29 protein-coding genes are annotated in these 26,167 nt (G+C 32.3%); 13 read left to right on the top strand and 16 right to left on the bottom strand.

Annotated features, from left to right (window positions below; all coding sequences use genetic code 11):
• Window positions 1-5: 5 nt before the first annotated feature.
• Window positions 6-428 (bottom strand): Rieske (2Fe-2S) protein, encoded by a 423-nt coding sequence (locus tag ABWO08_RS05710; protein WP_353084198.1) that lies wholly within the window; start codon window positions 426-428, stop codon window positions 6-8.
• A 220-nt stretch (window positions 429-648) separates the two neighbouring features.
• Between ABWO08_RS05710 and greA the strand changes: the two genes are divergently transcribed.
• Entirely contained in the window at window positions 649-1,125 is a 477-nt protein-coding gene (gene greA / locus ABWO08_RS05705; protein WP_353084196.1) for a transcription elongation factor GreA, read from the top strand.
• 2 nt (window positions 1,126-1,127) lie between these two features.
• The gene (locus ABWO08_RS05700; protein WP_353084195.1) at window positions 1,128-1,517 is read left to right on the top strand and encodes an HIT family protein; all 390 of its coding nucleotides are present in this window, start codon (window positions 1,128-1,130) and stop codon (window positions 1,515-1,517) included.
• A 4-nt stretch (window positions 1,518-1,521) separates the two neighbouring features.
• Here ABWO08_RS05700 and ABWO08_RS05695 read toward each other — a convergent pair whose 3' ends face one another.
• Complete coding sequence (locus ABWO08_RS05695) at window positions 1,522-2,667, bottom strand: sensor histidine kinase (protein WP_353084193.1); 1,146 nt, start codon at window positions 2,665-2,667, stop codon at window positions 1,522-1,524.
• A gap of 112 nt (window positions 2,668-2,779) precedes the next feature.
• On the opposite strand from ABWO08_RS05695, the gene ABWO08_RS05690 reads away from it, so the two are divergent.
• The 3 genes from ABWO08_RS05690 (at window position 2,780) to aat (ending at window position 4,773) form a co-directional block, all read left to right on the top strand.
• A complete protein-coding gene (locus ABWO08_RS05690; protein WP_353084191.1) occupies window positions 2,780-3,655 on the top strand; it encodes a flavin reductase family protein in 876 nt (291 codons plus the stop codon).
• A 13-nt stretch (window positions 3,656-3,668) separates the two neighbouring features.
• The gene (locus ABWO08_RS05685) at window positions 3,669-4,046 is read left to right on the top strand and encodes a DUF3127 domain-containing protein (RefSeq protein ID WP_353084190.1); all 378 of its coding nucleotides are present in this window, start codon (window positions 3,669-3,671) and stop codon (window positions 4,044-4,046) included.
• Window positions 4,047-4,131: 85 nt separating this feature from the next.
• Entirely contained in the window at window positions 4,132-4,773 is a 642-nt protein-coding gene (gene aat, locus ABWO08_RS05680; RefSeq protein ID WP_353084188.1) for a leucyl/phenylalanyl-tRNA--protein transferase, read from the top strand.
• Here aat and ABWO08_RS05675 read toward each other — a convergent pair.
• Window positions 4,770-5,330 (bottom strand): DNA-3-methyladenine glycosylase I, encoded by a 561-nt coding sequence (locus tag ABWO08_RS05675; RefSeq protein ID WP_353084186.1) that lies wholly within the window; start codon window positions 5,328-5,330, stop codon window positions 4,770-4,772. The genes aat and ABWO08_RS05675 overlap by 4 nt on opposite strands.
• Window positions 5,320-5,967 carry a queuosine precursor transporter gene (locus ABWO08_RS05670; protein ID WP_353084184.1) on the bottom strand — a complete coding sequence of 216 codons (648 nt, stop codon included), beginning with the start codon at window positions 5,965-5,967 and terminating at the stop codon, window positions 5,320-5,322. The genes ABWO08_RS05675 and ABWO08_RS05670 overlap by 11 nt, the downstream gene beginning before the upstream one ends.
• Window positions 5,968-6,113: 146 nt before the next feature.
• Here ABWO08_RS05670 and ABWO08_RS05665 point away from each other — a divergent pair, with 146 nt between their 5' ends.
• Window positions 6,114-7,268 carry a beta-ketoacyl synthase N-terminal-like domain-containing protein gene (locus ABWO08_RS05665; protein ID WP_353084183.1) on the top strand — a complete coding sequence of 385 codons (1,155 nt, stop codon included), beginning with the start codon at window positions 6,114-6,116 and terminating at the stop codon, window positions 7,266-7,268.
• On the opposite strand, the gene ABWO08_RS05660 is transcribed toward ABWO08_RS05665, so the two are convergent.
• The 3 genes from ABWO08_RS05660 to ABWO08_RS05650 are packed head-to-tail and all read right to left on the bottom strand — an operon-like array spanning window position 7,261 to window position 9,823.
• On the bottom strand, window positions 7,261-7,740 hold the full coding sequence (locus ABWO08_RS05660; RefSeq protein ID WP_353084181.1) for a regulatory protein RecX: 480 nt from the start codon (window positions 7,738-7,740) through the stop codon (window positions 7,261-7,263). The two genes, ABWO08_RS05665 and ABWO08_RS05660, sit on opposite strands and share 8 nt — an antisense overlap.
• Window positions 7,741-7,751: 11 nt before the next feature.
• Window positions 7,752-8,837 carry a biotin synthase BioB gene (gene bioB, locus ABWO08_RS05655; RefSeq protein ID WP_353084179.1) on the bottom strand — a complete coding sequence of 362 codons (1,086 nt, stop codon included), beginning with the start codon at window positions 8,835-8,837 and terminating at the stop codon, window positions 7,752-7,754.
• A gap of 41 nt (window positions 8,838-8,878) precedes the next feature.
• A complete protein-coding gene (locus ABWO08_RS05650) occupies window positions 8,879-9,823 on the bottom strand; it encodes a bifunctional riboflavin kinase/FAD synthetase (protein WP_353084178.1) in 945 nt (314 codons plus the stop codon).
• A 177-nt stretch (window positions 9,824-10,000) separates the two neighbouring features.
• Between ABWO08_RS05650 and ABWO08_RS05645 the strand changes: the two genes are divergently transcribed.
• Window positions 10,001-12,274 carry a zinc-dependent metalloprotease gene (locus tag ABWO08_RS05645; RefSeq protein ID WP_353084176.1) on the top strand — a complete coding sequence of 758 codons (2,274 nt, stop codon included), beginning with the start codon at window positions 10,001-10,003 and terminating at the stop codon, window positions 12,272-12,274.
• Window positions 12,275-12,322: 48 nt separating this feature from the next.
• On the opposite strand, the gene pth is transcribed toward ABWO08_RS05645, so the two are convergent.
• From pth to ABWO08_RS05625, 4 genes are all read right to left on the bottom strand, one after another.
• Complete coding sequence (gene pth, locus ABWO08_RS05640) at window positions 12,323-12,943, bottom strand: aminoacyl-tRNA hydrolase (protein WP_353084174.1); 621 nt, start codon at window positions 12,941-12,943, stop codon at window positions 12,323-12,325.
• A gap of 65 nt (window positions 12,944-13,008) precedes the next feature.
• Window positions 13,009-14,385 carry a saccharopine dehydrogenase family protein gene (locus ABWO08_RS05635; RefSeq protein ID WP_353084172.1) on the bottom strand — a complete coding sequence of 459 codons (1,377 nt, stop codon included), beginning with the start codon at window positions 14,383-14,385 and terminating at the stop codon, window positions 13,009-13,011.
• Window positions 14,386-14,491: 106 nt separating this feature from the next.
• Complete coding sequence (locus ABWO08_RS05630) at window positions 14,492-14,806, bottom strand: hypothetical protein (protein WP_353084170.1); 315 nt, start codon at window positions 14,804-14,806, stop codon at window positions 14,492-14,494.
• Between the two features lie 2 nt (window positions 14,807-14,808).
• On the bottom strand, window positions 14,809-15,570 hold the full coding sequence (locus ABWO08_RS05625) for a DUF3108 domain-containing protein (protein WP_353084169.1): 762 nt from the start codon (window positions 15,568-15,570) through the stop codon (window positions 14,809-14,811).
• Window positions 15,571-15,689: 119 nt separating this feature from the next.
• Here ABWO08_RS05625 and ABWO08_RS05620 point away from each other — a divergent pair, with 119 nt between their 5' ends.
• Together ABWO08_RS05620 and pckA are read left to right on the top strand one after the other, a co-directional pair.
• On the top strand, window positions 15,690-16,076 hold the full coding sequence (locus tag ABWO08_RS05620; RefSeq protein WP_353084167.1) for a DUF423 domain-containing protein: 387 nt from the start codon (window positions 15,690-15,692) through the stop codon (window positions 16,074-16,076).
• 80 nt (window positions 16,077-16,156) lie between these two features.
• Window positions 16,157-17,782, top strand: a complete 1,626-nt coding sequence (pckA, locus tag ABWO08_RS05615; RefSeq protein WP_353084166.1) for a phosphoenolpyruvate carboxykinase (ATP) — start codon at window positions 16,157-16,159, stop codon at window positions 17,780-17,782.
• Window positions 17,783-17,863: 81 nt separating this feature from the next.
• Here pckA and ABWO08_RS05610 read toward each other — a convergent pair whose 3' ends face one another.
• The gene (locus ABWO08_RS05610; RefSeq protein ID WP_353084218.1) at window positions 17,864-18,613 is read right to left on the bottom strand and encodes a uroporphyrinogen-III synthase; all 750 of its coding nucleotides are present in this window, start codon (window positions 18,611-18,613) and stop codon (window positions 17,864-17,866) included.
• Window positions 18,614-18,630: 17 nt separating this feature from the next.
• Window positions 18,631-19,296 carry a DUF4271 domain-containing protein gene (locus ABWO08_RS05605; RefSeq protein ID WP_353084164.1) on the bottom strand — a complete coding sequence of 222 codons (666 nt, stop codon included), beginning with the start codon at window positions 19,294-19,296 and terminating at the stop codon, window positions 18,631-18,633.
• A gap of 104 nt (window positions 19,297-19,400) precedes the next feature.
• On the opposite strand from ABWO08_RS05605, the gene ABWO08_RS05600 reads away from it, so the two are divergent.
• Genes ABWO08_RS05600 through ABWO08_RS05590 form a run of 3 tightly spaced genes read left to right on the top strand, consistent with a single transcriptional unit; the run spans window position 19,401 to window position 21,907 of the window.
• Complete coding sequence (locus ABWO08_RS05600) at window positions 19,401-20,126, top strand: polyprenol monophosphomannose synthase (RefSeq protein WP_353084162.1); 726 nt, start codon at window positions 19,401-19,403, stop codon at window positions 20,124-20,126.
• A gap of 45 nt (window positions 20,127-20,171) precedes the next feature.
• Window positions 20,172-21,512, top strand: a complete 1,341-nt coding sequence (locus ABWO08_RS05595) for a dihydroorotase (protein ID WP_353084160.1) — start codon at window positions 20,172-20,174, stop codon at window positions 21,510-21,512.
• An 11-nt stretch (window positions 21,513-21,523) separates the two neighbouring features.
• Window positions 21,524-21,907, top strand: a complete 384-nt coding sequence (locus ABWO08_RS05590; protein ID WP_353084158.1) for a DUF4296 domain-containing protein — start codon at window positions 21,524-21,526, stop codon at window positions 21,905-21,907.
• Here the strand turns inward: ABWO08_RS05590 and ABWO08_RS05585 are convergent, their stop codons facing one another.
• On the bottom strand, window positions 21,908-22,927 hold the full coding sequence (locus ABWO08_RS05585) for an NAD-dependent epimerase/dehydratase family protein (RefSeq protein ID WP_353084156.1): 1,020 nt from the start codon (window positions 22,925-22,927) through the stop codon (window positions 21,908-21,910).
• A gap of 122 nt (window positions 22,928-23,049) precedes the next feature.
• Here ABWO08_RS05585 and tyrS point away from each other — a divergent pair, with 122 nt between their 5' ends.
• Window positions 23,050-24,345, top strand: coding sequence for a tyrosine--tRNA ligase (gene tyrS / locus ABWO08_RS05580; RefSeq protein ID WP_353084154.1), 1,296 nt, complete (start codon window positions 23,050-23,052; stop codon window positions 24,343-24,345).
• 28 nt (window positions 24,346-24,373) lie between these two features.
• Here the strand turns inward: tyrS and ABWO08_RS05575 are convergent, their stop codons facing one another.
• Together ABWO08_RS05575 and ABWO08_RS05570 are read right to left on the bottom strand one after the other, a co-directional pair.
• Window positions 24,374-25,081 (bottom strand): hypothetical protein, encoded by a 708-nt coding sequence (locus tag ABWO08_RS05575; protein ID WP_353084152.1) that lies wholly within the window; start codon window positions 25,079-25,081, stop codon window positions 24,374-24,376.
• A 40-nt stretch (window positions 25,082-25,121) separates the two neighbouring features.
• On the bottom strand, window positions 25,122-26,102 hold the full coding sequence (locus ABWO08_RS05570; protein WP_353084150.1) for a LuxE/PaaK family acyltransferase: 981 nt from the start codon (window positions 26,100-26,102) through the stop codon (window positions 25,122-25,124).
• Window positions 26,103-26,167: the final 65 nt, after the last annotated feature.

Here is a 26,167-nt window from a genome sequence, read left to right as displayed (position 1 = left end):
TATTGTTAATTAAAAATCCGAATAATATCGCCGTTTACTTCTACACGATATTGTTTTAATGGATAGGGTTTCCCGGCACTTTGTCCTGTAAATAAATTATAATTTTCATTACCACAAGTGCAATTAGCATTAGATCCACTTAAGTTTAAGGTAGAGCAAGTTGTTAAATCTTGGTTAGGGCAGGCACCATCCCAAGCTTTATATTCTCCCCCAGTATTAAATACAATAACCCCCCTTGAAGGACCATTTGCAGGATAAGCTTTTACAGCGTTTCCGGCAAAATTCAACCCGCTATAACTTGGCAAGTTTTTATTTAAATCCATTGAAAAGCTATAATTAGGTAAATAGGGGTTGTCATTATTAAACGAATCTTTGTTACAGCCTAGCAAAAAACCGGCAAAAAAAATCAGAATAAATATTTTTTTCATTTTTAAAATAATTATTAAAAGATATGTTTAAAAAATTTATTTAGTTAACTTTGTATTGTATTATAACACAAAAGTAGTAATTTAATACGCAAATTTGTTATCTTTGAAAAAAGAAATCCCGTCTTGATGGGATTTTTTCTATTTTATGATAAGGATTAAAAAAATTTAGAATATCAAATAACTTCTTAGAATTTACAAAGAAGAATAAAGAAATGAAATTATGAGCACTGTATCTTATTACACCGCTGAAGGGCTAAAAAAATTAAAAGAGGAATTAGATTATCTAAAAAATGTGGCTCGCCCAAAAGCGTCTGCAGATATCGCTGAAGCAAGAGATAAAGGAGATTTGTCTGAAAATGCTGAATACGATGCTGCCAAAGAAGCACAAGGGATGCTAGAAATGCGTATTGCTAAATTGGAAGAAATTCATTCTAATGCACGTCTTATTGATGAGAGTCATTTAGATACTTCGAAAGTATTGGTTTTATCGAATGTAAAAATCAAAAACCAAACCAACGGAATGGAAATGAAATATACTTTGGTTGCCGAAAGTGAAGCCGATTTAAAAACCGGAAAAATATCAGTAACCTCTCCTATTGGAAAAGGATTATTAGGAAAATCGGTTGGAGAAGTAGCAGAAATTATTGTTCCAAACGGTACTTTGAAATTCGAAATCTTAGAAATTTCTAGAGACTAATTATGTCTAGTATTTTTACCAAAATAGTACAAGGAGAAATCCCATGTTATAAAATAGCCGAAGACGATAAGTTTTTGGCTTTTTTGGATGTAAATCCAAATGCAAAAGGACATACTTTATGTATTCCGAAGCAGGAAATCAACAAAATTTTTGATATAGAAGACGAGTTATATCTAGGATTGATGCAGTTTTCTAAAAAAATTGCGGTAGCGTTAGAAAAAGCAGTTCCATGTAAACGAGTAGGGATGGCAGTAATCGGCCTTGAAGTACCTCATGCACATGTTCATTTAATTCCGTTAAACGAGATGGATGAAATGCGTTTTCAAAATAAAGTATCATTATCAAAAGAAGAATTTGAAGCTATTGTAAAAGCTATACAGGCAAATTTGTAGAATATTATTTTCTTTTACCATAAATAATCTGAATCGTTGTGCCCTTATCAATTTCAGATTGTGCAACTCTAATTTTTCCTTTGTGGTATTCTTCAACAATTCTTTTTGTTAATGATAATCCAAGTCCCCAACCTCTTTTTTTGGTGGTAAACCCAGGTTCAAATACTTTATTAAATTGTTTTTTCGGAATTCCTTTTCCACTATCAGTAACATTAATTTTTACTTGCTTTCCAAATTTTTCAATACTTATTGTTAAACTCCCTTTTCCTTTCATTGCATCAATCGCATTTTTCATCAAGTTTTCAATGGTCCAGCTGTGCAATTCTGGGTTTAATGGGATGTAAATAGGCTCATTTGGAGCAATAAATTCAAAAGTAACTTGGTGCGAAAACCTCGATTTTAAATAATCAAAAGACAGGTGGGTTTCTTCAATTACATCTTTATTTACTAATGCCGGTTCCGAACCAATTTTAGAAAAACGATCAGTTATCGTTTGAAGTCGGTTGATGTCTTTTTCAATTTCTAAAATAATAGATTCCGATATATTTTCACCTTTCATGATTTCCAGCCAACCAATCAAAGAGGATAATGGAGTGCCAATTTGGTGTGCTGTTTCTTTTGCCATTCCTGCCCAAAGTTTGTTTTGGGTAGCCATTTTAGTGCTTTTATAAAAGTTATAAACCAATGCTCCAAAAAGGAAAATAACAAAAAACAGTGCAAAGGGATAATATTTTAAAATGTTTAATAAAGAAGAATCACCATAATACAATTTACGTATTTGGCCTTCAGAAATATTAATAATAATTGGTTCATTTTGATTCTTAAGTTTTTTTAATAAATCATTTATTTTAACCTTGTCACTAATAATATCAGCATCAATATTTATGTGATCTACAATTGTATCGTTTTCGGTGGCAATAATTGGAATAGTTGAGTTCTGAATAATTTGCAACGGAAGTTCTACATCGGCATTAGGGTCTTCATTGTTCATTTTTTTTTGTGCCAATGCCCATTGTTGCATTTTTACTCGCTCTTCATTTTTAAATATTTGAAATAAAGAATAGGTATTCCATAAAATAATGCTCACTATAAAAAAGGAAGCCAATATTATGAACCATCGAGTAATATTTCTTTTCTCGGAAAATTGCATTTAAATTTTTTGTTTAAAAGTAAGAAAAAAATGATTGATGCCGAAAAATGAATTAGTTTTGAAATTAATAAATTGCACTAGCATTTTATATCTTTGTAAAAATTGAATTCATATGGTAACTATAAATCCAAAAGATATTGGAACGGTAAAGCTTCAAGGTTATTTGCAAAGTGCCATTGGGCCTAGGCCAATAGCATTTGCAAGTACAGTAGATAAAAATGGAAAACCCAATTTGTCTCCCTTTAGTTTTTTTAATGTTTTTAGTGCCAATCCACCAATTTTAGTTTTCTCACCCGCGCGAAGAGTTCGAGATAATTCAATTAAGCATACGCTTGTAAATTGCGAAGCGACTAAACAAGTTGTGATTAATGTGGTTAATTATGATATAGTACAGCAAATGTCTTTATCAAGTACTGAATATGCTGATGGTGTAAATGAATTTGATAAAGCAGGTCTTACAGCGCTTCCATCGGATGTGGTTAAACCCTATCGTGTGGCTCAAAGTCCGGTGCAAATGGAATGTGTCGTAAACCAAATTATTCCTTTAGGGACAGAGGGCGGCGCCGGAAATTTAATTATTTGTGAAGTAGTGCGAATTCACATTGACGAAGCTGTTTTGGATGCTAACGGAATTATTGATCCAGCAAAAATTGATTTGGTTTCTCGTTTGGGTGGGAATTGGTATTCTAGAGCTAATAAAGGACTTTTTGAAGTTGAAAAGCCATTGGCAACTTTAGGAATTGGAGTAGATGAAATTCCTGATTTTATTATTGAAAGTGGAGTTTTTAATGGTAATGATTTAGGAAAATTAGGAAATGTAGAAGCGTTGCCAAGTGAAGAAGAAATTACTATATTTGTAAAACAAAATTTTGAAATAAAAGCAGTTTTGAGTGCCGATGATGAGGTGAAAAAATTCAAATTGGCCAAAGAGTATTTAGATAAAAACGAATCGTTAACAGCATGGAAAGTGCTTTTAGCAAAAAAATAAATTTAGAATTATTATGGAAGTATTAGGAAAAGTAAAGGTTATTAACGCAGAGCAACAAGTAAGCGCTTCGTTTAAAAAAAGAGAATTAGTAGTTACTACAGATGAGCAGTATCCACAACATATTATGATTGAGTTTACTCAAGATAAATGTGATATTTTGAACAACTATTCAGCTGGAGATGCTGTAAAAGTTTCAATTAATTTAAGAGGTAGAGAATGGGTTAATCAACAAGGAGAAACTAAATATTTTAACTCTATTCAAGGATGGAGAATTGAAAAAATGCAAGCAGATGCTCCTGCAGCACAAGCAATGCCTCCAATGCCAGCTGCCGAAACTTTTGCGCCAGCAACTAATTTTAAAGAAGAAGAACACGACGATTTACCTTTCTAAAAGATAGAAGTCAGAAGTAGGAAGTCAGAAGTTTAAGTAGTACTTGAATTTCTGACTTTTTTATTGAATTTACATTGATTTAAACATGTATTTTTTAACCAAAGAACTTTATTTTCCACCTGTTGAAGAAGCCAATTACGAAGGTATTTTGGCTGTGGGCGGAGATTTATGTATCGAGCGATTGTTGTTGGCTTATACCAACGGAATTTTTCCTTGGTATGATTCGGATGATCCTATACTTTGGTGGGCACCGCCACACAGAATGGTTGTAAATCCTAAAGATTATAAAGTATCGAAAAGCCTAAGAAATATTATCAATCGCAATCTGTTTGAAGTTACTATCAATAAAGATTTTTCGTCCGTAATCTCCAATTGCCAAAAGATTGAACGAAAGGGGCAAGAAGGAACTTGGATTTCGGAGGATATAATTGATTCCTCTACAAAACTACACCAATTAGGAAAAGCTATGTCATTTGAAGTTTGGCAAAATGACGAAATAGTTGGGGGTTTATATGGTGTAGATTTAGGTCATGTTTTTTGTGGGGAAAGCATGTTTTCCAAAGTTCCAAATGCTAGTAAAGTGGCATTTATAAAATTAATCGAATACTTAAAAGAGCGCAACTACTTGCTTTTAGATTGCCAGGTTCATAACGACCATTTAGAAAAACTTGGTGCTTTTGAAATTTCTAGAGATTTGTTTATGAAAATATTAAAATCGGGAGCTTAATTTCGAGTCCAACAATTTTCTACATGATCATTTACCATTCCGGTAGCTTGCATGTGCGCATAAACCACGGTGGTTCCCACAAATTTAAATCCGCGAATTTTTAAGTCTTTACTAATAGCATCAGAAAGTGGCGTGGATGACGAAATGTCTTTCAATGTTTTCGGCTTGTTATCTAAGGGTTTTCCATCAGTGAAATTCCAAATGTATTTTGAAAAAGTGCCAAATTCTTCTTGCACTTTCATGAAGGCAATGGCATTGGCTACCGCAGCTCTTATTTTTAATTGGTTTCTAATAATTCCAACATCCAATAGTAATTCTTGAATTTTTTCTTCAGAAAATAGTGCTACTTTTTTGTAATCAAAATTTGCAAAAGCCTTTCTAAAATTTTCTCTTTTTTTTAATACCGTATACCAACTTAAACCCGCCTGAAAAGTTTCTAATATTAAGAACTCAAATAACATTTGGTCGTCATAAACAGGCTTTCCCCATTCATTGTCGTGGTAATTTCTGTATAGATCGTCTTTTTCGCACCAAGCGCAACGAATTTTATTTTCCATGTATGTATTTTTCAATTATTGAATGACCTAAATAAATTAAAGGAGTTAGCAATACAGCAATCACCAATTTTACAATATAACCAGTTAATGCCGATGCTATGAAGATTTCAGTAGTCATTTTTCCTGTCATCCAAAAAGCAATTCCAAGCACAATAAAACTATCGAATAACTGAGAAATAACTGTAGATCCGGTGCTTCGCAACCAAATCATTTTTCCGCCCGTTTTGTTTTTTACAAAATGAAAAATGGTAACATCTATTAATTGGGAAACCATAAAAGCAGTAATACTACCCACTATAATCCACATACTTTGTCCGAAAACACCATTAAATTGATCATCGGTAATTAAATTAGCTCCTTTCATGGCCGGTATTTTCATGGCAATGAATAAAATAGCAAAGGTATAAATGATTAAACTGGCTGTGATTAACGATAATTTACGCACTCCTTTTTCACCAAAATATTCGTTAATTAAATCGGTGGTTACAAATACTACAGGCCATGGCAGGATCCCCACACTCATCGGGATTCCAAAAACAGTAATTAATTTTCCGCCAATTAATTCGGCCACTACGGCATTGGTTATGAAAATCCCTGCAAGAATTACGTAGACAATATCTTTTTTGTTTTGAAACATTTGCTCTTAATTTACCTAAGTTCAAAGATATTGTTTTTTTGTAATTGGTTCTCATTTAATGAATTCAACAATGGTTAAACTTTATTAGCTTCTAAACCGCCCTAAAACCGCAACTTTTTTCTATATTTGTTATCAAATTTATATGCTTGAAAACTAAAATTGCCATAACTTCTTTGTCGTCTATTTCTCCTTTGGGAAATGATGCAGATACTATTTGGCATAACTACCTTTCGGGTGAATCTTTGATTTCCAAAAAAAGTTTTAATGGTCAGCTGAACTATGTTGCATTAATTCCGGCTGAGGTTCGAATAGAAATCGAGGAATTGAGAAAATCGGATGTAAAGTATAAAGCTTTAGATGAAACGGTTTTAATGGCTTTATTGGTTTCTCGAAAAGCAATTCATAAAGCAGGTTGGAAAAAGGGCAATTCTTTCGGAATTAATATTGGTTCTTCAAGAGGGGCAACGCAACTTTTTGAAAAATTTCATAAAGAATTTTTAGAAACCAATCGAACTGCAACTTTAGCATCGCCGACTACTACTTTAGGAAATATTTCCTCTTGGGTGGCACAGGATTTAAAAAACAACGGCCCAGAAATTTCTCATTCCATTACTTGTTCCACTGCATTGCATGCCATATTAAATGCGGTTGCTTGGTTACAAGCGGGAATGGCAACTCATTTTTTAGTTGGCGGAAGTGAAGCGCCTTTAACGGCATTTACATTGGCTCAAATGCAGGCACTGAAAATATATGCTAAAGAAGAATCGGAGTTTCCGTGCAGAGCATTCGATTTGAAAAAAACCAAAAACAGCATGGTGCTTGGCGAAGGAGCTGCCGTAGCTTGTTTAGAACTTGGAGAACGCGAAAATGCTTTAGCTTATATAGAAGGAATAGGATATGCAACAGATGATTTAGAACATTACATATCTATATCTGAAGAGGCAACTTGTTTTCAAAAATCCATGAAAATGGCTTTGCAAAATACCAGATTAGAAGATGTAGATGCCATTGTTATGCATGCGCCTGGAACTATAAAAGGCGACAACTCAGAATATAAAGCAATCCAAAAAGTGTTCGGCAATCAACTGCCAATGCTTACTACCAATAAATGGAAAATGGGTCATACTTTTGGTGCTTCGGGAATGTTAAGTATCGAATTAGCCATTCTAATGATGCAGCACAATCATTTTATAGAAGTACCATTTGCTGAGAAGCAAACTATTCGAAAAAACATTAATAAAGTGCTAATTAACGCGGTTGGTTTTGGTGGAAATGCCGTGAGTATTTTAGTGTCTAAATAGCTTTTTCTAGTTGCTTTAGCTTTTCATAAATTTTATCACTTTCCCAACCCTTACGAAGCAAATAATCACAAAATTTCTTTCTTTTTTTGGATGAATCTCTTTCGGGTAAAGTTTCCCAATGTTTTTCCGATAAGGTTTCAAAAGTGGTTTCGTATTCTTCTACCGGAATTTCCTTTAGGGATTTTGTGATTAAAAAATCGGATATTCTACGAGCTTTTAATTCGTTTTTAATTCGGATTTTTCCCCACTTTTTTTGATGAAATTTACTAATTGTAAATAAGGATGCGAAGCGTTCTTCGTTTAAATAATTATGTTCAATAAGGTGAACAATAACCGTATTTCTTTCGTTTTCTGTAATAATAAACCCACGAAGTTTTTCCTGTACTTCAAGGTGGCACCGCTCTTGGTAAGCGCAATAGCTTTCTAGTTTTTGTATGGCCTCTGAAACAGTAGTAACGGATTTAGAATTCAAAATAAAATGAATTATTTTCCTTTTACAGAAGCCTCTAAATTTCTCTCAATTTTATGTTCAGGTCTAGACCATTTTGGTTTTTCACCTAAGGATTGAAATTGCGAATCTTCTGCTTCAACCGTTTTTGGCTGCATTACTTTTATAAATGGTTTTTGAGGCATTAAACCTAATGTTTCAAACATTTTCATGTCTTCGTTTACATCTGGATTTGGAGTTGTAAGTAATTTATCCCCAGCAAAAATAGAATTTGCTCCAGCAAAGAAACACATTGCTTGACCTTCGCGACTCATTTCAGTTCTTCCGGCAGATAAACGAACCTGAGTTTCAGGCATTACAATTCTTGTGGTTGCAACCATTCGAATCATTTCCCAAATTTCAACTGGTTTTTCATTTTCCATTGGAGTACCTTCAACAGCTACCAATGCGTTAATCGGCACCGATTCGGGTTGCGGATTTAAAGTTGAAAGCGCCACAAGCATTCCGGCACGATCTTCAATATTCTCACCCATTCCAATAATACCCCCGCTGCAAACGGTTACATTGGTTTTTCGAACATTATCAATAGTTTGTAAACGGTCTTCAAAACCACGGGTAGAAATTACTTCTTTGTAATAATCTTCTGACGTGTCTAAATTATGGTTGTAGGCATATAAACCAGCTTCTGCAAGTCGTTGTGCTTGGTTTTCAGTAAGCATCCCCAAAGTGCAGCATACTTCCATATCTAATTTATTTATGGTACGAACCATTTCCAATACTTGGTCAAATTCTGGTCCGTCTTTTACATTTCTCCATGCTGCACCCATGCAAACTCGAGAAGATCCACTCGATTTTGCTCTTAAAGCTTGCGCTTTTACTTGACTCACACTCATTAAATCATTTCCTTCAATATCGGTATGATAACGAGCGGCTTGTGGGCAATAACCACAATCTTCTGGACAACCACCTGTTTTTATAGACAACAAAGTAGATACTTGAACTACATTAGGATCATGTTGTTCTCTATGTATAGTTGCTGCTTCATACATCAAATCCATAAGTGGTTTGTTGTAAATTGCAATAATTTCTTCTTTGGTCCAGTTGTGTTTGGTAATGCCCATTTGATACTAATTTTAATGTTTCAAAAGTAGTTAATTACTTTTTATTCTACAATGTTAAACTTACGATTGTTAATGTAGTTTTTGCAAATTTGTTTGTCTTTAACCAATTGATTCTTTAAGGCTTCAACTGATTCAAATTTTAGTTCCTCACGAATAAAATCAATCATTTCTATTGTAATTTTCTTGTCATAAAGGTCCTCGTCAAAGTCAAAAAAATGAACTTCTATTGTTTGATTTTTTCCCTCAACTGTTGGTCTTGTTCCTATATTCATCATTCCAAAAACTGGTTTATTGTTGATTTTACTTTTGACAAAATAAACGCCATTTTTCGGAATTAATTTATACTCTTCATCTATTTGAATATTTGCTGTTGGAAAGTCAATAGTTCTGCCAAGTTGATTTCCTTTTACAACAATGCCACTAAAAAAATAATTGTATCCTAAATATTCATTTGCTAAAGTAATTGCTCCTTTTTCAAGTGAAGTTCTTATTTTGGTAGAACTAATAGCAATTTCATCAATTTCTTGAGCTTCAATTTGTTCTACTTCAAAGCCGTATTTGTTACCATAAACGATCAAATCATTTATGTCTGCTGATCTATTAACACCAAAACGATGGTCGTAACCAATAATTATTTTTTGAATTTGAAGTTGTTCCACTAGTATTTTTTTTACAAAATCTTCTGCAGAAAGTTGAGAGAATTCTCTGTCAAATGGATGAATAATTAAATTGGCTAGGCCAATACTTTCAAGAAGCAATTTTTTTTCTTCGATGGTATTAAGCAATTTTAAAGGCTCTCCATTTTGTATAACTATTCTTGGATGAGGGAAAAAGGTGAGCACAGTGCTTTCACAATTTAATTCTCGTGCGTTTGATATTATTTTGTCAAGTATTTTCTTATGTCCAAGGTGCACTCCATCAAAAGTACCAATTGTGATAATGGTTTTTTTGTTTTGGAAATCAAAAATGGAATTGTAGGTATTCAATTTATTTTATTTTAGGCAAATTTAGTTTAAATTGATTAATAAAATAGTTTTAGAAAAAATCAGTTTGAATAATTATATAAAGTTAAATTGATAAAAAGATTTTAAATTAATTTTCTTAAACATTTTTAACAATAAATTTATATTATTATATTTGAACCCTTTAATTAAATAAATATAATGAAAAAACAAGTACTATTTTTAGCAGTTTTAATGTCATTTTGTCAAATAATTGCACAAAAAAAATCTGTTTGGCATAAAATGCCAACTAATTTAACTTCTAAAATTGTGAGAATCCAGCAAAATGAAATTACAGAAGGTGAAAATTATTTTACTGTAGATATTACTGCATTTAAACAACCATTAGTAAATGCAAATAAAATATTATCTTCATTACCTGGAACTATAGTTGAATTTCCAAATACAAATGGAGAAGTTGAAAAATTTCAAATTTGGGAAAATTCAAATATGACTCCTGATTTCCAAGCAAAATTTCCAGAAATTAGAGCATATGTAGGTAAAGGGATCACAAATCCTGGCGCTACTATTAATTTTAGTGTATCTCCACAAGGAATTCAAACAGTTTTATTCAAACCTGATGGAGGAACGGAATTCATAGAAGCATATGATAAAGCTGCTACTTTATATGTGGTTTATGATTCAAAAAATAGAGTAAGAAAACCATTTAATTGTACTACTCCAAATGAGCAATTAGAGATGGATATTTTAAATAGTTCCTCTACATACACAAGATCCAGCGCTGGTAGCTATAAGACGATGCGATTAGCTTTATCATGTACTGCTGAATATGCTAACTATTTTGGAGCAACTAGTAGCGATAATGAATCTCTTGTTATTGCAGCAATGAATGCAACTATGACTAGAGTAAATGGCGTGTTAGAAAAAGATTTAGCACTTCATTTAAATATGATTGATAACACTAATATTATTTATTATGATCCTGCTACTGATCCCTATTCTTCTGGAGCATGGAATAGTGAATTGCAGTCAAATTTAACATCTGAAATTACTGATTCCAATTATGATATTGGACATTTATTTGCCGCAACTGGAGGTGGTGGTAACGCTGGATGTATAGGATGTGTATGTAATTCACAAAAAGGAAGTGCTTACACTTCAAATACAAATCCTTCAGGAGATTATTTTGATATTGATTATGTGGTTCATGAAATGGGTCACCAACTAGGAGGTAATCATTCATTTACACATAGTACTGAAGTGTCTATAGCTCAAACCGAGCCAGGAAGTGGGTCTACAATAATGGGTTATGCCGGGATTACAAGTTATAATGTACAATTACATTCTGATCCAATTTTTTCTTACAAAGGAATATTACAAATACAAACTAATTTAAATAGCAAAACTTGTCCTGTTTCTACATCTTTATCTGGAGTTAATGCTACTCCTACAGTTAATGCTGGCGATAATTATACAATTCCTGTTGGTACAGCTTTTATGTTAACAGGAACTGCTACAGATTCCGATTCCAGCGATGTATTAACATATTTGTGGGAACAAAACGACATAGGATCTGCTTCTGGAACCAGTAGTAGAGTTTTACAAACTAAAACCGCGGGACCTAACTGGAGAACATTTAAACCAAGTACAAATAAATTTAGATATTTTCCGGAAATGGGTAAAATAATATCAGGAACTATTGCAGTTACTACTGCAGGTATTACTAATTGGGAAAGTGTATCTTCAGTAGCTAGGACATTAAATTTTACATTTACAGCTCGAGATAATCATGCCGGAGCCGGTCAAACTAAAACCGACGCGGCAATAATTACCGTAAATGCAACTGGAGGTGCTTTTTCCGTATCTTCTCAAAGTACTAATGGTATTTCTTATTCAGGATTATCTCAACAAACCGTTACATGGGTTCCAGGAAGTACTGCAACAGCACCATTTAATTCTCCAACTGTTGATATTTTGTTAACTACAAATGCTTCAACTTCTTTGGAAACATTTAATTTAAATACACCAACTTCTCCAAATGCTACAACTTGGACTACCATTGCATCAGGAGTTCCAAATAACGGTTCTTATATAGTAACTTTACCAAATGTAACAACAAATAGAACCGCATGTAGATTTATGGTTAAAGCAGTCGGGAATGTATTCTTAGCAGTGAATTCTAAAAACTTTACAATCACCCCAAATTTAAATTCGGACGAGTTTGGATTCACTAATTTTAGTATTTATCCAAATCCAAATAGAGGTAATTTTAATGTTAAATTTGATTCTACTTCTAATAACGAAATTAGTATTGTTGTTAACGATATAAGAGGAAGAAATATTTTTGAAAAACAATTTTCTAATACAGGTTTAATTGAACAAAATATTCAGTTGAGCAATGTATCAGCTGGTATATATTTGGTGACTGTAAAAGATGGTGACCAAAAAATTGTAAAAAGAATTGTTATTGAATAAATTAATTTACAATAATTAAAAAACCATCTTATAAATCAGATGGTTTTTTTATTTACCATTATATTGGTTCATAGTTTCATTAAGACCAGCAAGAGCAAACGAAGTAATAATTTGCGAACTAATTTCAAGTCGTTCAATTAGGTTTTCTTTTTCTTCATCTGACCATTCTCCAAGAACATAATCAACTTGTTTGCCCTTTTTAAAAGCATCACTAATTCCAAATCTAAAGCGAGGATAATCAACAGTATTTAGAAGTAATTGGATGTTTTTTAGACCGTTATGCCCGCCATCGCTTCCTCTCGGTTTTATTCTTATTGATCCAAAAGAAAGGTTTAAATCATCCGTAATTACAAGAATATTCTCTTTAGAAATATTTTCTTTTTCCATCCAATATTTCACTGCCTTTCCGCTTAGATTCATATAGGTGTTTGGCTTAAGAAAAATTAATGTTCTGCCTTTTATTTTAAATTCAGCAATATCACCAAGTTTTGCTGTTTGAAAAGAGATACTTTCTTTTTTTGCAAAAAAATCAAGTATTTTAAAACCAATATTGTGTCGTGTATTTACATATTCGGCTCCAATATTGCCAAGGCCAACTATTAGAAATTTTTTCATTGGGTCTGAGATTTCTTTTTCTTTTGAAGCAAATAATTTTGAAAACCAATTCATTTGGCAAAAGTAGAATTTTTGAATGTATTAATTTATAATTGCAAATTTAATTCAAACTTATAAATCTAATTAGTACTACTTATTTTATCTGGATTATATCCAATATAAGGCATGGCAGTTTCGTTGAAAACAACTCCAAAATCTTCCAATTCCTTCAATATAGGTTCGTATACCTCTTTTTTAATTGGTAATTGAACTCCAGGGGATTTAATATTTCCGTTTAAGATTTGAAGCGTAGCCATAGCAACAGGTAAACCTACTGTTTTTGCCATTGCAGTGTAGGTTTGGTCATCGCCAATACAAACCATCTTTGAATCTATTTGATGTTGTTTTCCGTCCAATTCATAACCAAATTTATGATACATTACAATCATATCTTTATCTTGAGGTTGAAGCGCCCAACTTTCATTTAGGATACGCTCTAATATTTGGGCAGGGGTTCCATTTTTTAGGTTAACTTTTTTATCGGCATTAAATAAATCGAGCTCCAGTAATTTATCCCACATGATATCATCTTGCTCAATATTTAAAGCCAAACGGGTTTTAATTTCAACAGAATCAGTTGGGTGATAAGGAAGAAAAGAATTTGTAAAATCTCGAAAACTCATATTTTCAGAATTTTCCATAATGTAACTGTCATCGGTCATTCCCAGTTGAACAAACATATTCCATGCTTTTGAAAAACCAACTCTTCTAATAGTTCCTCTATATAAAGTTAGCGCGTCATCTAACCCATATACACTTCTATATTTAAGAGAATCTCTATTGGCATATCCTTCAAATTTTCCATATCCTTCCACCTGTAAAAATTCGGTTCTTCTAAATAATTTAGTGTAAGGGATGTATTTATATTTGCCTTCTTGAATGAATTTTGCCGCACCACCTTGCCCTGCAAGGACAACATTTCTTGGTGCCCAAGTAAATTTATAATTCCACAAATTATCATCACAATCTGGTGCAACAAGTCCGCCACAAAAAGACTCAAACAAAATGATTTTGCCACCTTTATCCCGAATTTCATCAATTACTTTCATCGCACTCATATGATCAATTCCTGGATCTAGGCCAATTTCGTTCATGAAAATTAATCCATTTTCTTTTGCAGCAGTATCCAACTCTTGCATTGCATCTGAAATGTAAGAAGCTGTAACTAAGTGTTTTTTATAAATAATGCAGTCTTTGGCAACTTCAATATGCAAGTTAGCGGGCAACATTGAAATTACAATATCAGCTTTTGCAATTTGGGAATGTCTTTGTTCTTGGTTATTTATATCTAATGCTATTGCGGAAGCATTTGGATGATTGTTTGTTTTTTTCTGTGCTAATTCTAATGAAATATCAGCAATGGTTAGGTGAAGATTTTCTTGACTTGATTTATTTAAAAGATATTGAATTAAGGAAGACGCAGATCGTCCAGCTCCAATAATTAGAATATTTCTCATAATTTGATTGTGTATGGATTACAAATTTAAAAATTTGTAATGATTTTAGACTCTTTTTTGATAAAAACAAAAAAGACATCATAAGAAGTAAGAAATTTGAGAAGAATTATTCTAAACCTTCTAAATCTTTAAGGTCTTCTTTTTTTGAATCAACTTTTTCCTGTTCAAATTTAGTGTCTACTGTAACTTTATCTTTAATTAAATAGGTTTTTCCTAATACATATAAAGCACAGATATAGGTAATAATAAATAGTAGTTTAGTTAATTTTCTTTGCTTAACATCCGACTTTTTGAAAGCAATAAAAATAAATAGCAAGGCTAATCCAATGGGAGCAAGTGCTAAAGTATCTAGGGGTAATATTGAAAATAAAATGCTGATAAGGGTTAATACAACCGCTACAATTACTAATATTTTTCTCATAATTAAATTCCAGTTGCAGAGGTTAAGGCTAATTGTCCTGTTCCAACAGGGATGCTAAATTTCATTAATACCGGGATTTTTTTCGAATCTGCAGTTAAATAAATTAAGTTTTTATCTTTTCCTTTAAGCACATCAGTTTTCGCACCAATGGACAATTTAAAACAATTTTTTGAACCCAAATTTCCAGCGGAAACAGTTTCAGTTCCTAATAATTTTATTGTTACAGGAATTTGCGTTTCGTCAAAAACAATTACAAAAGATTGTGATTGCCCTGTTTTCATTTTATTAAAATCTAAAGTTCTTATTCTATACATTAGCGAAACTACATCTTGTGTTGACCCCCCAATTGTAAAAGTTTTTGTTGTTTCTGCACAATTTTTTCTTTTTGCAGTACTTGTTACAGAGTTTCCTTTGAATACATATTTTTCTTTTTTTGTCCAACCGCCTTCGTCAATATTTCGCTTATATAAACTAGGCTTTAAAGTGGTAGGGTTAACATAAGCTTCATAAGTATCTCTTATTTTGAAAAACTTATCCCATTTAGAAAAGGTAGCTAATTCGCAATTTAAATGTAAATAGGTCTTGTTAGAAGTATTCACCATTTCGGTAGAGAGAGTTACTTGTGCCAACTGGGTCATTAATCCACTCATGTTGTAGGATCCAGCATATACTAACTTTTCTCCAGAAGGAATTTGATTTGATTGGTCCGTATTAAAAGAGCATAACATCACAAAAAATCCGATAAAAAATAGTGCTTTTTTCATATTAAATAAATTTATACAAATATAAAGTTAAATATCATTTTTAATAAAGAAAAATAAATGTTCTATATTAATTTAATGATAACTCGTAAATTTGGTAAAAATTATAGATTACTAAAATTATGAACAACAAAATAATAACTATTGCTGCTTTTTTTGGAATGACTGCAATAATTTTCGGGGCTTTCGGAGCTCATGCACTTAAAAAGGTTCTTAATGTTGACCAATTAGTAACTTTTGAAACCGGAGTGAAATACCAAATGTATCATGCTTTGTTCTTATTGTTTATAGGATTGAATGCGAACATGGCAGAAAAAATAAAAAAAACAATTTTGAATTTAACTATTCTAGGTGTTATTTTCTTCTCAGGGTCAATCTATTTATTAGCTACCGATAGTTTGAACACATTTAATTTCAAGGTAATAGGATTTCTAACCCCAATTGGCGGCTTATTATTAATTACTTCTTGGGGAGTATTAATGTGGAATTTTTTAAAGAAAAAGGCATAATTAACATGCAACTATATCGATATAGTTGAAATTTATTTTACCTTTGTTGAATATTTATTAATTGCAACACTATACTTTTTATGGATAACTACACCTTAAATACGAAATCGTTTTCGTTAGAAAAATATGGAATACAAAATGCTCAAGAAATCATCTATAATCCTTCTTTTGAGTTATTATATAAAGAAGAGTTAAATCCAAATTTATCTGGTTATGAAAAAGGCCAATTGACAGAATTAGGTGCAGTTAATGTAATTACCGGTGAGTTTACAGGTCGTTCTCCAAAAGATAAATATATTGTAAAAGATAGTGTTACAGAAAATACAGTTTGGTGGAATTCTGACAAAGCTGTTAATGATAACAAACCCATTTCACAAACAACTTGGAATGCCTTAAAAGAAACTACTACAAATCAACTTTCAAATAAAAGATTGTTTGTTGTAGATGCTTTTTGTGGAGCCAATGAAAACAGCCGATTAAAAGTTCGTTTTATTATGGAAGTAGCTTGGCAAGCGCATTTTGTAAAAAATATGTTTATTCGACCTACCGATGCAGAATTAGAACAATTCGGCGAGCCAGATTTTGTAGTTTTAAATGGGTCAAAAACTAGCTTTAAAGATTATAAATCACACGGTTTAAACTCTGAAGTTTATGTTGCTTTCAATCTTACTGAAAAGGTACAATTAATAGGTGGTACTTGGTATGGTGGAGAAATGAAAAAAGGATTATTTTCCATGATGAATTTTTATTTACCGCTTAAAGGAATGGCGTCAATGCATTGTTCTGCAAATAAAGGATCAGATGGCGATGTCGCTATTTTCTTTGGATTGTCAGGAACTGGAAAAACCACACTATCAACAGATCCAAAAAGAGAATTAATTGGCGATGATGAGCACGGATGGGATGATGATGGAGTATTTAATTTTGAGGGAGGTTGTTACGCTAAAACCATCGACTTAAGTAAAGAAAATGAACCAGATATTTACGGAGCCATAAAAAAAGATGCATTATTAGAAAATGTAACGGTTGCTCCAGATGGAAAAATTGACTTTAAAGATGGATCGGTTACCCAAAACACTCGTGTTTCGTATCCAATAAATCACATTCATAATATTGTAAAACCTATTTCAAAAGCAGGTCATGCAACAAAAGTGATCTTTTTAACTGCAGATGCATTCGGGGTAATGCCGCCTGTTTCAAAATTAACTCCTGATCAAACTAAATATTATTTTCTTTCTGGATTCACCGCAAAATTAGCGGGTACTGAAAGAGGGGTTACTCAACCAGAACCAACTTTTTCTGCTTGTTTTGGAAAAGCATTTCTTTCTTTACATCCTACGCAATACGGGCAAGAATTAGTTAAAAAAATGGAACAACATCAGGCAACGGCCTATATGGTCAATACGGGTTGGAATGGATCCGGGAAACGAATTTCAATAAAAGACACTAGAGCTATAATTGATGCAATTTTAGATGGTTCAATAGAAAAGGCAGAAACCAAAACAATTCCGGTTTTTAATTTTGTAGTTCCAAACGCTTTGCACGATGTAAATTCGGCAATTTTAGATCCAAGAGATACCTATATAGATGCAAAAGAATGGAGCGCCAAAGCTGAAGATTTGGCGAGTAGATTCATTAATAACTTTGTTCAATATACAGATAATCCAGAAGGCCAAAATTTAGTAAAAGCTGGCCCTCAATTATAAACCCCAACAAACCAAACTTATACCAAACGAAAAGTCCAACAATTACTGTTGGACTTTTTTTAATTTTAAATATATTTTGAATTATTTTCCTTTGTTTGAATCAGCAATATAACGCTCTAAAGCCATTGTCATAGATGGTGTTTCTGGAGTAGGAGCCAAAATATCAATTCGTAATCCATGTTCTAAAGCTTCTTTTTGAGTAGTGCTTCCAAAAACTGCAATGCGAGTATTGTTTTGTTTGAAATCCGGGAAGTTTTTAAATAAAGATTTAATTCCTGTTGGACTGAAAAATGCCAACACATCATAATAAACATCAGCCAAATCAGATAAATCGCTCATAACTGTTTTGTAAAATACAGCTTGAGTCCAGTTTATTTTTAAATTATTTAAAGTAATTGGCGCATCTGCATTTAGTTGATCTGATGCGGGCAACAAATATTTCTCGTCTTTATATTTCTTAAAAAGAGGCGCCATATCGGCAAAGTCCTTTTGGCCAACATAAATTTTGCGTTTACGATACACTACATATTTTTGCAAATAAAAAGCAATTGCTTCCGATTGACAAAAATATCTTAAATCTTCAGGCACTTTATATCTCATTTCTTCTGCAACTTTAAAGAAATGATCTACAGCATTCTTACTTGTTAAGATGATTGCAGTGAAATTATTTAGATCAATTTTTTGCGCTCTTACATCTTTTGCGCTAACGCCTTCTACATGAATAAAAGAGCGGAAGTCAATTTTTACCTTATGCTTTTGTTGTAAATCAAAATAAGGAGAGTTCTCTACTTTAGGTTCTGGTTGGGAAACCAAAATCGTTCTTACTTTCAAGTTGGACATGTCGTGCTCTAATTTTTTGTAATCAAATAATAAATGAAATAATACGGAGCTATTTCAAGAGCGCAAAGATACAAAATAAAATAAAAGAACTTGCTAAATATAAAATTTTGATAAATTTTTAGAGAAATGAAATACGCAAGCAAATTTATTGTTAATAAGATAATTATAATCGAATAGATTATAAAATTTGTAATGTAATCACTATAAAATAACATAAAAGTAACGGGAAGTAGAAGCAATCCCATGTAAGTTCTAAATGTTACTTTTTGCAAACTAAATTGTTCAATTACTTCTTCAATACCAAAAATGGTAGCTATTATTTTTTCAATTAAAAATTTCGAAAATATAAAAACAGATAGCATAGTGAAAATTCTAATAAATAATATCCAATCTGTTTTTTCACCATAATGCAAATGATAAATTACCAATTGTATAAAAAAGGAGAGTGATATTAAATTAACCGCAACAAGTAATACATTAAAACCGCTCATTAAATGGGAGCTTTCTCGATATATTTTGATGTATTTATCAGATACAATTAATCTAATAAAATCATTAAATCGACTTTCAAAAGCCCCTTTTGCAATAACAATAAATGCTAACGCAAATAAAAAAACCAGTGTTGCCCAGTCTTTATTTTCAATGATTCTAGGATGTAGTTCTTGCGCTATCATGGTTCGCAAAATTACTAAATTTTATTTGTTCCGTACTATTATAATTTTATTAAGATTCGGATGATATAAAATCAGTATTTTTGCAGAAATTATTTTATCTAAATATGAATTGCGGACTTGTAATTATTCCAACTTATAACGAAATTGAAAATATTGAAAGTATTATTCGTGCTGTATTTTCTTTGCATAAGCCGTTTCATGTTCTTATCGTAGATGATAATTCACCAGATAAAACAGCAGATAAAGTTAGAGAGCTACAAAGTGAGTTTGCGGACCGTTTATTTTTAGAGCAACGCACTAAAAAAGCAGGATTAGGAACAGCCTATGTTCATGGTTTTAAATGGGCTTTAGCTCATAATTATGAATATGTATTTGAAATGGATGCCGATTTTTCTCATAATCCACTCGATCTAGAAAGATTGTATGATGCATGTCATTTTGGAGGCGCAGATCTTGCAATTGGATCTCGTTATGTAACAGGCGTAAATGTGGTTAACTGGCCACTAAGTAGAGTATTGTTGTCTTATTTTGCTTCGGTTTATGTTCGTGCTATAACCGGAATGAAAATTATGGATGCTACAGCAGGTTTTATTTGTTATAACCGATCTGTATTGGAGGCTATAAATTTAGACAAGATAAAATTTATTGGCTATGCCTTTCAAATAGAAATGAAATACCGCGCATTTTCAAATAAATGTAACATACAAGAAGTGCCTGTTATATTTACAGATAGAACCAAAGGACAGTCTAAAATGAGTGGGTCAATAATTAAAGAAGCCATTTTTGGTGTTTTAACTTTACGTCTAAAAAAAATGTTCCATAATCTATAAACTAATATTTGAAATGCTTCTTTGCATAAAACAGAATAAAAAATTATGAAGACCATATTAATTAAGAATGCTAAGATCGTAAATGAAGGATCAATTTTTGAGGGAGATGTATTAATTGAAGGCGAATATATTAAAGAAATTGCTCCAAGAATAAGTCATAAAAGTTCCGATTGCAAGGTGATTGATGCCGAAGGAAATTATTTAATTCCGGGAGCTATTGATGATCAAGTGCATTTTCGTGAGCCAGGTCTTACCCATAAAGGTACAATTGCTTCCGAAAGTAGAGCAGCAGTTGCCGGCGGAATTACTTCATTTATTGAACAACCCAATACGGTACCGAATGCGGTTACACAAGAATTACTAGAACAAAAATATGAGATCGCTTCTCAAAGTTCGTATGCCAATTATTCATTTATGATGGGTGGTACAAATAATAACTTGGATGAAATTCTTAAAACCAATCCTAAAAATGTAGCTGGATTAAAATTATTTCTTGGTTCCTCAACAGGAGATATGTTAGTTGATAGTTCTACTGCCCTTGAGAGTATATTTTCTAGTACAAAATTATTAATTGCAGTTCATAGCGAAGATGAAAACACAGTAAAAAATAATTTAGAACATTATAAAGGAATATATGGAGATGATATTCCAGTAGTTTTTCACCCTGAAATCCGTAGTGTTGAAGCTTGTTATATTTCTACTGAAAAAATAATTAAACTTGCAAAAAAAACAGGCGCAAGACTTCATGTATTTCATCTTTCAACTGAAAAGGAATTGAGTTTGTTTTCAAACAAAATCCCGTTGGAAGAAAAACAAATTACTGCCGAAGTATGTATTCACCATCTTTGGTTTTCAGATGAAGATTATGCTACAAAGGGGAATTTAATTAAATGGAATCCAGCTGTAAAATCTGCTAAAGACAGAGAGGCATTATGGAAGGCTTTGCTTAACGATACTATAGATGTTATTGCGACTGACCATGCACCACATACTTTAGAAGAAAAACAACAAGTTTATACCAAAGCTCCATCAGGTGGGCCTTTAGTTCAGCATGCGGTTGTTGCAATGTTTGAAGCATTTCATCAAGGGAAAATATCTGTTGAGAAAATAGTTGAAAAAATGGCACATAACCCTGCTAAAATTTTCAAAATAGAAAAAAGAGGTTTTATCAAAGAAGGGTATTACGCCGATTTAGCAATTGTTAATCCATCCAAGCCATGGAGTGTAAATAAAGATAATATTTTATACAAATGTGAGTGGTCGCCTTTTGAAGGGACTAATTTTAAATCGAGAGTTTCACATACTTTTGTAAACGGGCAGTTAGTTTATGAAAACTCTGCTGTTAAAGAAATTAAAGCCGGTAAGCGTTTGCTTTTCGATAGATAATAAATAGTTATATGAAGAAATTTAGTTTACTGATATTCGCTTTAATTTTTGTAGCTACAAGTTGCAAAGAGGCGTCATTTCCAAAACCAAATAATCTTATTCCAAGAGATAAAATGGAAAATATTATTTATGATTTAGCTATTTTGGAAGCAGTTAAACTTCGAAATTCTGCCGTTCAAAATTATCCAACACCCACCGAATACATCAAATTAAAATACAAGATTGATAGCTTGACTTTTGCAAAAAGCACGCAATATTATGCTTCAGACATTAAAGAATATAAAAAAATGTATGATGAGGTAAAAGACCGTCTTGTTAAAGAAAATGCAAAATTAACCAATACTAAAGTTCGCAGTAATCCCGAAATAATTCTGGAAAAAGAATTAGAGCAATAGTTAATTTTTGTAAAACGGAATTATAGTTGCTAAGTAATCTTCAATACTAGTAAAAGAATAATTCAACTCTTTTTTTATTTTATTATTAGAAAACACGGTTTGACTTAACAAAGAAGCTGCACTAGTTTTAGATAATTTTCTTTTTGATTGAAAGATTTTTGATTTAATCCAATCCAATCTCCAAGCCAAATTTAATAAACCCGAACTTGCTTGAATTGTTGGTTTTTTTACGTCCAATTTAGCAGCAATGTTATTCAAAATATCCTTGTAGGTACAATTTTCTGAGACCAAAATAAATTTTTCTCCACTGCAATCGGAACGCATAAGTTGGTGCATGATTGTTACCACATCAATAACCGAAACATATCCGGTGCTTCCGTTGGTGTAAAATGAAATTCCTTTATTAACAGTTTGAAACAAGATCCCACTTCCTTGATTCCAAAATCCAGGACCTAAGATAACTCCGGGATTTACAATAACAACGGGCAACCCTTCTTGCAGTCCGCGCCACACTTCCATTTCGGCGCCATATTTTGAAATAGCATAATCGCTATGCGGTACTTCAGGATTCCATTCGGTTTGTTCGTTAATAGGAGTTTGATTTGGATGTTTTCCTTCGCTTTGAAGCAATTCTCCAAGTGCAGCTATTGAACTAACATAGCATAACTTTTTTACTTTTTTGTCGATACAAAAGTTAACTATATTGGCAGTACCTTCAATATTTACTTTCCTTAATTTATCTTCTTCAGCTGGATCAAAAGAAATTAATGCGGCACAGTGGTATACATAATCAACTTCTTGAAAAGCTAGTTCAAGAACAGGAACATCTAAAATATCTGCCAAAACCCAATCAATTTTAGTATACAAATCTCCTTTTTTATAAAGTTCGAAAAGCTGTTTGGTTTTGGTTAAGTTAATAGAATCTCTATAAGTAGAGCGAACTTTTTCGGCTCCATTTTCTAATAAATGAAGAAGTAAATGTGCACCAACTAAACCTGTTCCTCCTGTAACTAATATCATGGTTACAAAGATAATTAGTTTGGCGGGTTTATGGATTTAAACTTTAAAAAATCTACACCAAATTAGCTTTGTTGCCATTGCCATTCACAATTCTTATATTTGCGGAAATTATAGTTTTTACGATGAAGAATTTAGTAGAAGAATTGCAATGGCGCGGATTGGTTCACGACATTATGCCTGGGACTGAGGAACAACTTACTAAAGAAATGACAACGACCTATATTGGGTTTGATCCAACAAGCGATTCGTTGCATATTGGGAGTTTGGTGCCGATTATTTTGTTGGTTCATTTGGAGCAATTTGGCCATAAACCAATTGCTTTGGTTGGTGGTGCAACAGGAATGATTGGAGATCCTTCTGGAAAATCAGATGAGAGAAATTTGCTTGATGAAGCTACTTTAGAAAAAAATGTTGCCGGAATTAAAGCAATTTTATCTCGATTCTTAGATTTTAATTCTGCTGCTGCAAATGCTCCATTGTTGGTAAACAATTACGATTGGATGAAAGATTTCTCATTCATAAATTTTGCTCGAGATGTCGGTAAACGCATCACAGTGAATTACATGATGGCAAAGGATTCGGTTAAAAAACGATTAAGTGGAGAAAACGGGGATGGAATGAGTTTTACCGAATTCACTTACCAATTAATTCAAGGTTACGATTTTCATCATTTATATAAAACACACCATTGCTTGTTGCAAATGGGAGGTTCAGACCAGTGGGGGAATATTACTACCGGAACAGAATTAGTGCGCAGAATGAATGGGGAAGGGGCTAAAGCTTATGCAATGACTTGCCCATTAATCACCAAAGCGGATGGATCTAAATTTGGAAAAAGCGAAGGGGGTAATGTTTGGCTTACCGCCGATAAAACTTCGGTTTATAAATTTTACCAATTTTGGTTGAATACAACAGATGTTGATGCAGAAAAATACATTAAGATTTTCACGTTTTTAGATAAAAACACGGTGGAAGCATTAATAGCTGAACACCATGAAGCACCGCATTTAAGAGTGTTACAAAAACGATTGGCAGAAGAAGTAACTACTTTTGTTCACGGAAAAGAAGAATTGGAACGCGCTATTTTTGCTTCTAATGCTTTTTTTAGCCCTACTATGGAAGACTTAGCCAAACTAGATGACGCCACTTTTGTTGAGGTTTTTGATGGAGTTCCAAATGCGCAAATTTCAAAAGAAGAACTCGCAGACGGAATGGATATGATTGCTGCACTAGCTGCAAAAACTAATTTTTTACCTTCTAATAGTGATGCGAGACGCGAATTGAAACAAAATGCGGTTTCGTTAAATAAAGCTAAAGTTGCCGAAGATTATATTATTTCAGAAAAGGATTTGATAAAAGGCAAATTTTTAGTTTTACAAAAAGGGAAGAAGAATTATTACATAATTCAAATAGTATAAATGAAAAGGAGCTAAAAGGCTCCTTTTTTTATTCTTTAAAATTGATTTCCATTTTTTTGGAAGTAAACGTGCCTTGAACAAAGTTCATTTGGCTAGTTATTTTTTCAAATTCCTCGGATTCAAGATTGTAATTGTATCCAACTTTGTCTAAATTGATTGATAATTCTATAAAATGTAGTTTGTCTTCATTTATGTAATATTCGTTATCTAATATTTTGTAATATCTTGTTTTGTCCCAATTAAGAGTTTTTGTATAAAGAATTTTCTCTTTAGGTTTTAGGCTTATTATAGAATTTAACACCAAATCTTTTTCGTGTTTTAATTGTTCTTTTTCATCTTTATTAATCATTGCTTGATAGTCCATATTCATTTCTTTTTTAAAAAATATACTAAGTAGGCTATCCTTTTCTTTTTGTGTTTTTGCTTCTTCTAATTTTTTAATGAAGGCTTCCCTCTTTTTGTTATTAAAAACATCCTCGATATCTAATAAATCGGTCTCTTCATAGATTTTATAAATTATAGTTTTTGATTGAGATGCCCGCAAATTAGGGGTAAGGGTTTTTGTATATAAAAAAAAGGACACTTCCTTATCGGTTAAATTTTCAATATGGTAATTAATAGTAAATTTCCTTTCTGTTGGAATTGAATCTAAAAAAGAGATGTGATCAATTTTTAATTCAATTTGTGCCGAAACGGAACAAGATATAAAGAAAAGTAAATAATATAATTTTCGCATATACTAATGAGATTAGTAATTACGAAAGTAATAAAATAAATTAGTAGACCATTAAATTACATCCTCGAATGTCGGAATTATCGAATCTTCCCAATACTTCGAAGGAATTGTTAGGATATTTCTTACCCAAATCTTGTGAAGCAATAAAGGAACACGAATTGATGTTGGCTAAATCAATCACATTAATGCCCCCCGTTTTTCCATTTGAAACATAAGTTAGTGCATCTTCGGGATCACGAATTAGGATATGCATCCAGCTAGGACATTCAAAAATACCATTTCCTAATGAATAGGCTTGGGATAATAATTCGGTCATGCCGTATTCGGAGTGAATGCTAGAAACTCCAAAACCTTCACAAAGAATTTGGTGTAACTCTTCTCTAATAATTTCTTTTCGCTTGCCTTTCATTCCACCCGTTTCCATGATAATGGTGTTTTTTAATTGAAATTTTCTTTTTTCGATTAAATCCAATAAGGCATAAGTTACTCCAATTAAAATTACATTTTGCCCAGCAGCATCCAACTCTAATAATTTAGAAATTAGTTCGTCGTAGTTATGTAAGTAAAATCCGCTATTTTCATTATTTGAAAGTTCAATTAAATCTTTAACCATATAGATTAAGGACGAACCGGTTCGCTCTAAATAGGAAGGGAGCAAAGCCAAAACGGCATAATCTTCAATATTTCCGTAAAATTCTGAAAATGCATTGCGGTAACTTTGTTCGTATAGGGTAACATCTGTAATTAAATGCTTGCTAGTAATCATTCCTGTAGTTCCGCTACTGGTGAAGGTTTCTTGAACGGGTGCAGAACTAGAAAGTACCTCGTGACTTTTAAAAAATTGAATAGGCAAAAATGGAATTTGCTCCAGCGATTTTACAGCCCCTTTATCGGTTTTTAATAAATCACAAAATTCTCTATAGATGGCGTTGTTTTCGTGTTGGTAACGAAAAACTTTCAAAGCTATTTTTTCAAATTGCTTTGCGCTTGAAATAGTGAAAATATCTTGTGATGGAATCAAGGTTGTAATTTTTACAAAAGTAATAAAAATAAAAAAGCTCCAATGATTATTGGAGCTTTTCAGTT

Source organism: Flavobacterium sp. (genome assembly GCF_040383245.1).
Classification (GTDB): Bacteria; Bacteroidota; Bacteroidia; order Flavobacteriales; family Flavobacteriaceae; genus Flavobacterium.
Note: the sequence above shows the minus strand (reverse complement) of the source record. Positions and strands in the feature narration are given on the sequence as shown.

What these genes read in the sequence shown, in the direction of transcription:
- ABWO08_RS05710 (WP_353084198.1), bottom strand. Translation starts at nt 428, where the DNA reads ATGAAAAAAATATTTATTCTGATTTTTTTTGCCGGTTTTTTGCTAGGC.
- greA (WP_353084196.1), top strand. Translation starts at nt 649, where the DNA reads ATGAGCACTGTATCTTATTACACCGCTGAAGGGCTAAAAAAATTAAAA.
- ABWO08_RS05700 (WP_353084195.1), top strand. Translation starts at nt 1,128, where the DNA reads ATGTCTAGTATTTTTACCAAAATAGTACAAGGAGAAATCCCATGTTAT.
- ABWO08_RS05695 (WP_353084193.1), bottom strand. Translation starts at nt 2,667, where the DNA reads ATGCAATTTTCCGAGAAAAGAAATATTACTCGATGGTTCATAATATTG.
- ABWO08_RS05690 (WP_353084191.1), top strand. Translation starts at nt 2,780, where the DNA reads ATGGTAACTATAAATCCAAAAGATATTGGAACGGTAAAGCTTCAAGGT.
- ABWO08_RS05685 (WP_353084190.1), top strand. Translation starts at nt 3,669, where the DNA reads ATGGAAGTATTAGGAAAAGTAAAGGTTATTAACGCAGAGCAACAAGTA.
- aat (WP_353084188.1), top strand. Translation starts at nt 4,132, where the DNA reads ATGTATTTTTTAACCAAAGAACTTTATTTTCCACCTGTTGAAGAAGCC.
- ABWO08_RS05675 (WP_353084186.1), bottom strand. Translation starts at nt 5,330, where the DNA reads ATGGAAAATAAAATTCGTTGCGCTTGGTGCGAAAAAGACGATCTATAC.
- ABWO08_RS05670 (WP_353084184.1), bottom strand. Translation starts at nt 5,967, where the DNA reads ATGTTTCAAAACAAAAAAGATATTGTCTACGTAATTCTTGCAGGGATT.
- bioB (WP_353084179.1), bottom strand. Translation starts at nt 8,837, where the DNA reads ATGGGCATTACCAAACACAACTGGACCAAAGAAGAAATTATTGCAATT.
- ABWO08_RS05645 (WP_353084176.1), top strand. Translation starts at nt 10,001, where the DNA reads ATGAAAAAACAAGTACTATTTTTAGCAGTTTTAATGTCATTTTGTCAA.
- pth (WP_353084174.1), bottom strand. Translation starts at nt 12,943, where the DNA reads ATGAATTGGTTTTCAAAATTATTTGCTTCAAAAGAAAAAGAAATCTCA.
- ABWO08_RS05635 (WP_353084172.1), bottom strand. Translation starts at nt 14,385, where the DNA reads ATGAGAAATATTCTAATTATTGGAGCTGGACGATCTGCGTCTTCCTTA.
- ABWO08_RS05630 (WP_353084170.1), bottom strand. Translation starts at nt 14,806, where the DNA reads ATGAGAAAAATATTAGTAATTGTAGCGGTTGTATTAACCCTTATCAGC.
- ABWO08_RS05625 (WP_353084169.1), bottom strand. Translation starts at nt 15,570, where the DNA reads ATGAAAAAAGCACTATTTTTTATCGGATTTTTTGTGATGTTATGCTCT.
- ABWO08_RS05620 (WP_353084167.1), top strand. Translation starts at nt 15,690, where the DNA reads ATGAACAACAAAATAATAACTATTGCTGCTTTTTTTGGAATGACTGCA.
- pckA (WP_353084166.1), top strand. Translation starts at nt 16,157, where the DNA reads ATGGATAACTACACCTTAAATACGAAATCGTTTTCGTTAGAAAAATAT.
- ABWO08_RS05605 (WP_353084164.1), bottom strand. Translation starts at nt 19,296, where the DNA reads ATGATAGCGCAAGAACTACATCCTAGAATCATTGAAAATAAAGACTGG.
- ABWO08_RS05600 (WP_353084162.1), top strand. Translation starts at nt 19,401, where the DNA reads ATGAATTGCGGACTTGTAATTATTCCAACTTATAACGAAATTGAAAAT.
- ABWO08_RS05595 (WP_353084160.1), top strand. Translation starts at nt 20,172, where the DNA reads ATGAAGACCATATTAATTAAGAATGCTAAGATCGTAAATGAAGGATCA.
- ABWO08_RS05590 (WP_353084158.1), top strand. Translation starts at nt 21,524, where the DNA reads ATGAAGAAATTTAGTTTACTGATATTCGCTTTAATTTTTGTAGCTACA.
- ABWO08_RS05585 (WP_353084156.1), bottom strand. Translation starts at nt 22,927, where the DNA reads ATGATATTAGTTACAGGAGGAACAGGTTTAGTTGGTGCACATTTACTT.
- tyrS (WP_353084154.1), top strand. Translation starts at nt 23,050, where the DNA reads ATGAAGAATTTAGTAGAAGAATTGCAATGGCGCGGATTGGTTCACGAC.
- ABWO08_RS05575 (WP_353084152.1), bottom strand. Translation starts at nt 25,081, where the DNA reads ATGCGAAAATTATATTATTTACTTTTCTTTATATCTTGTTCCGTTTCG.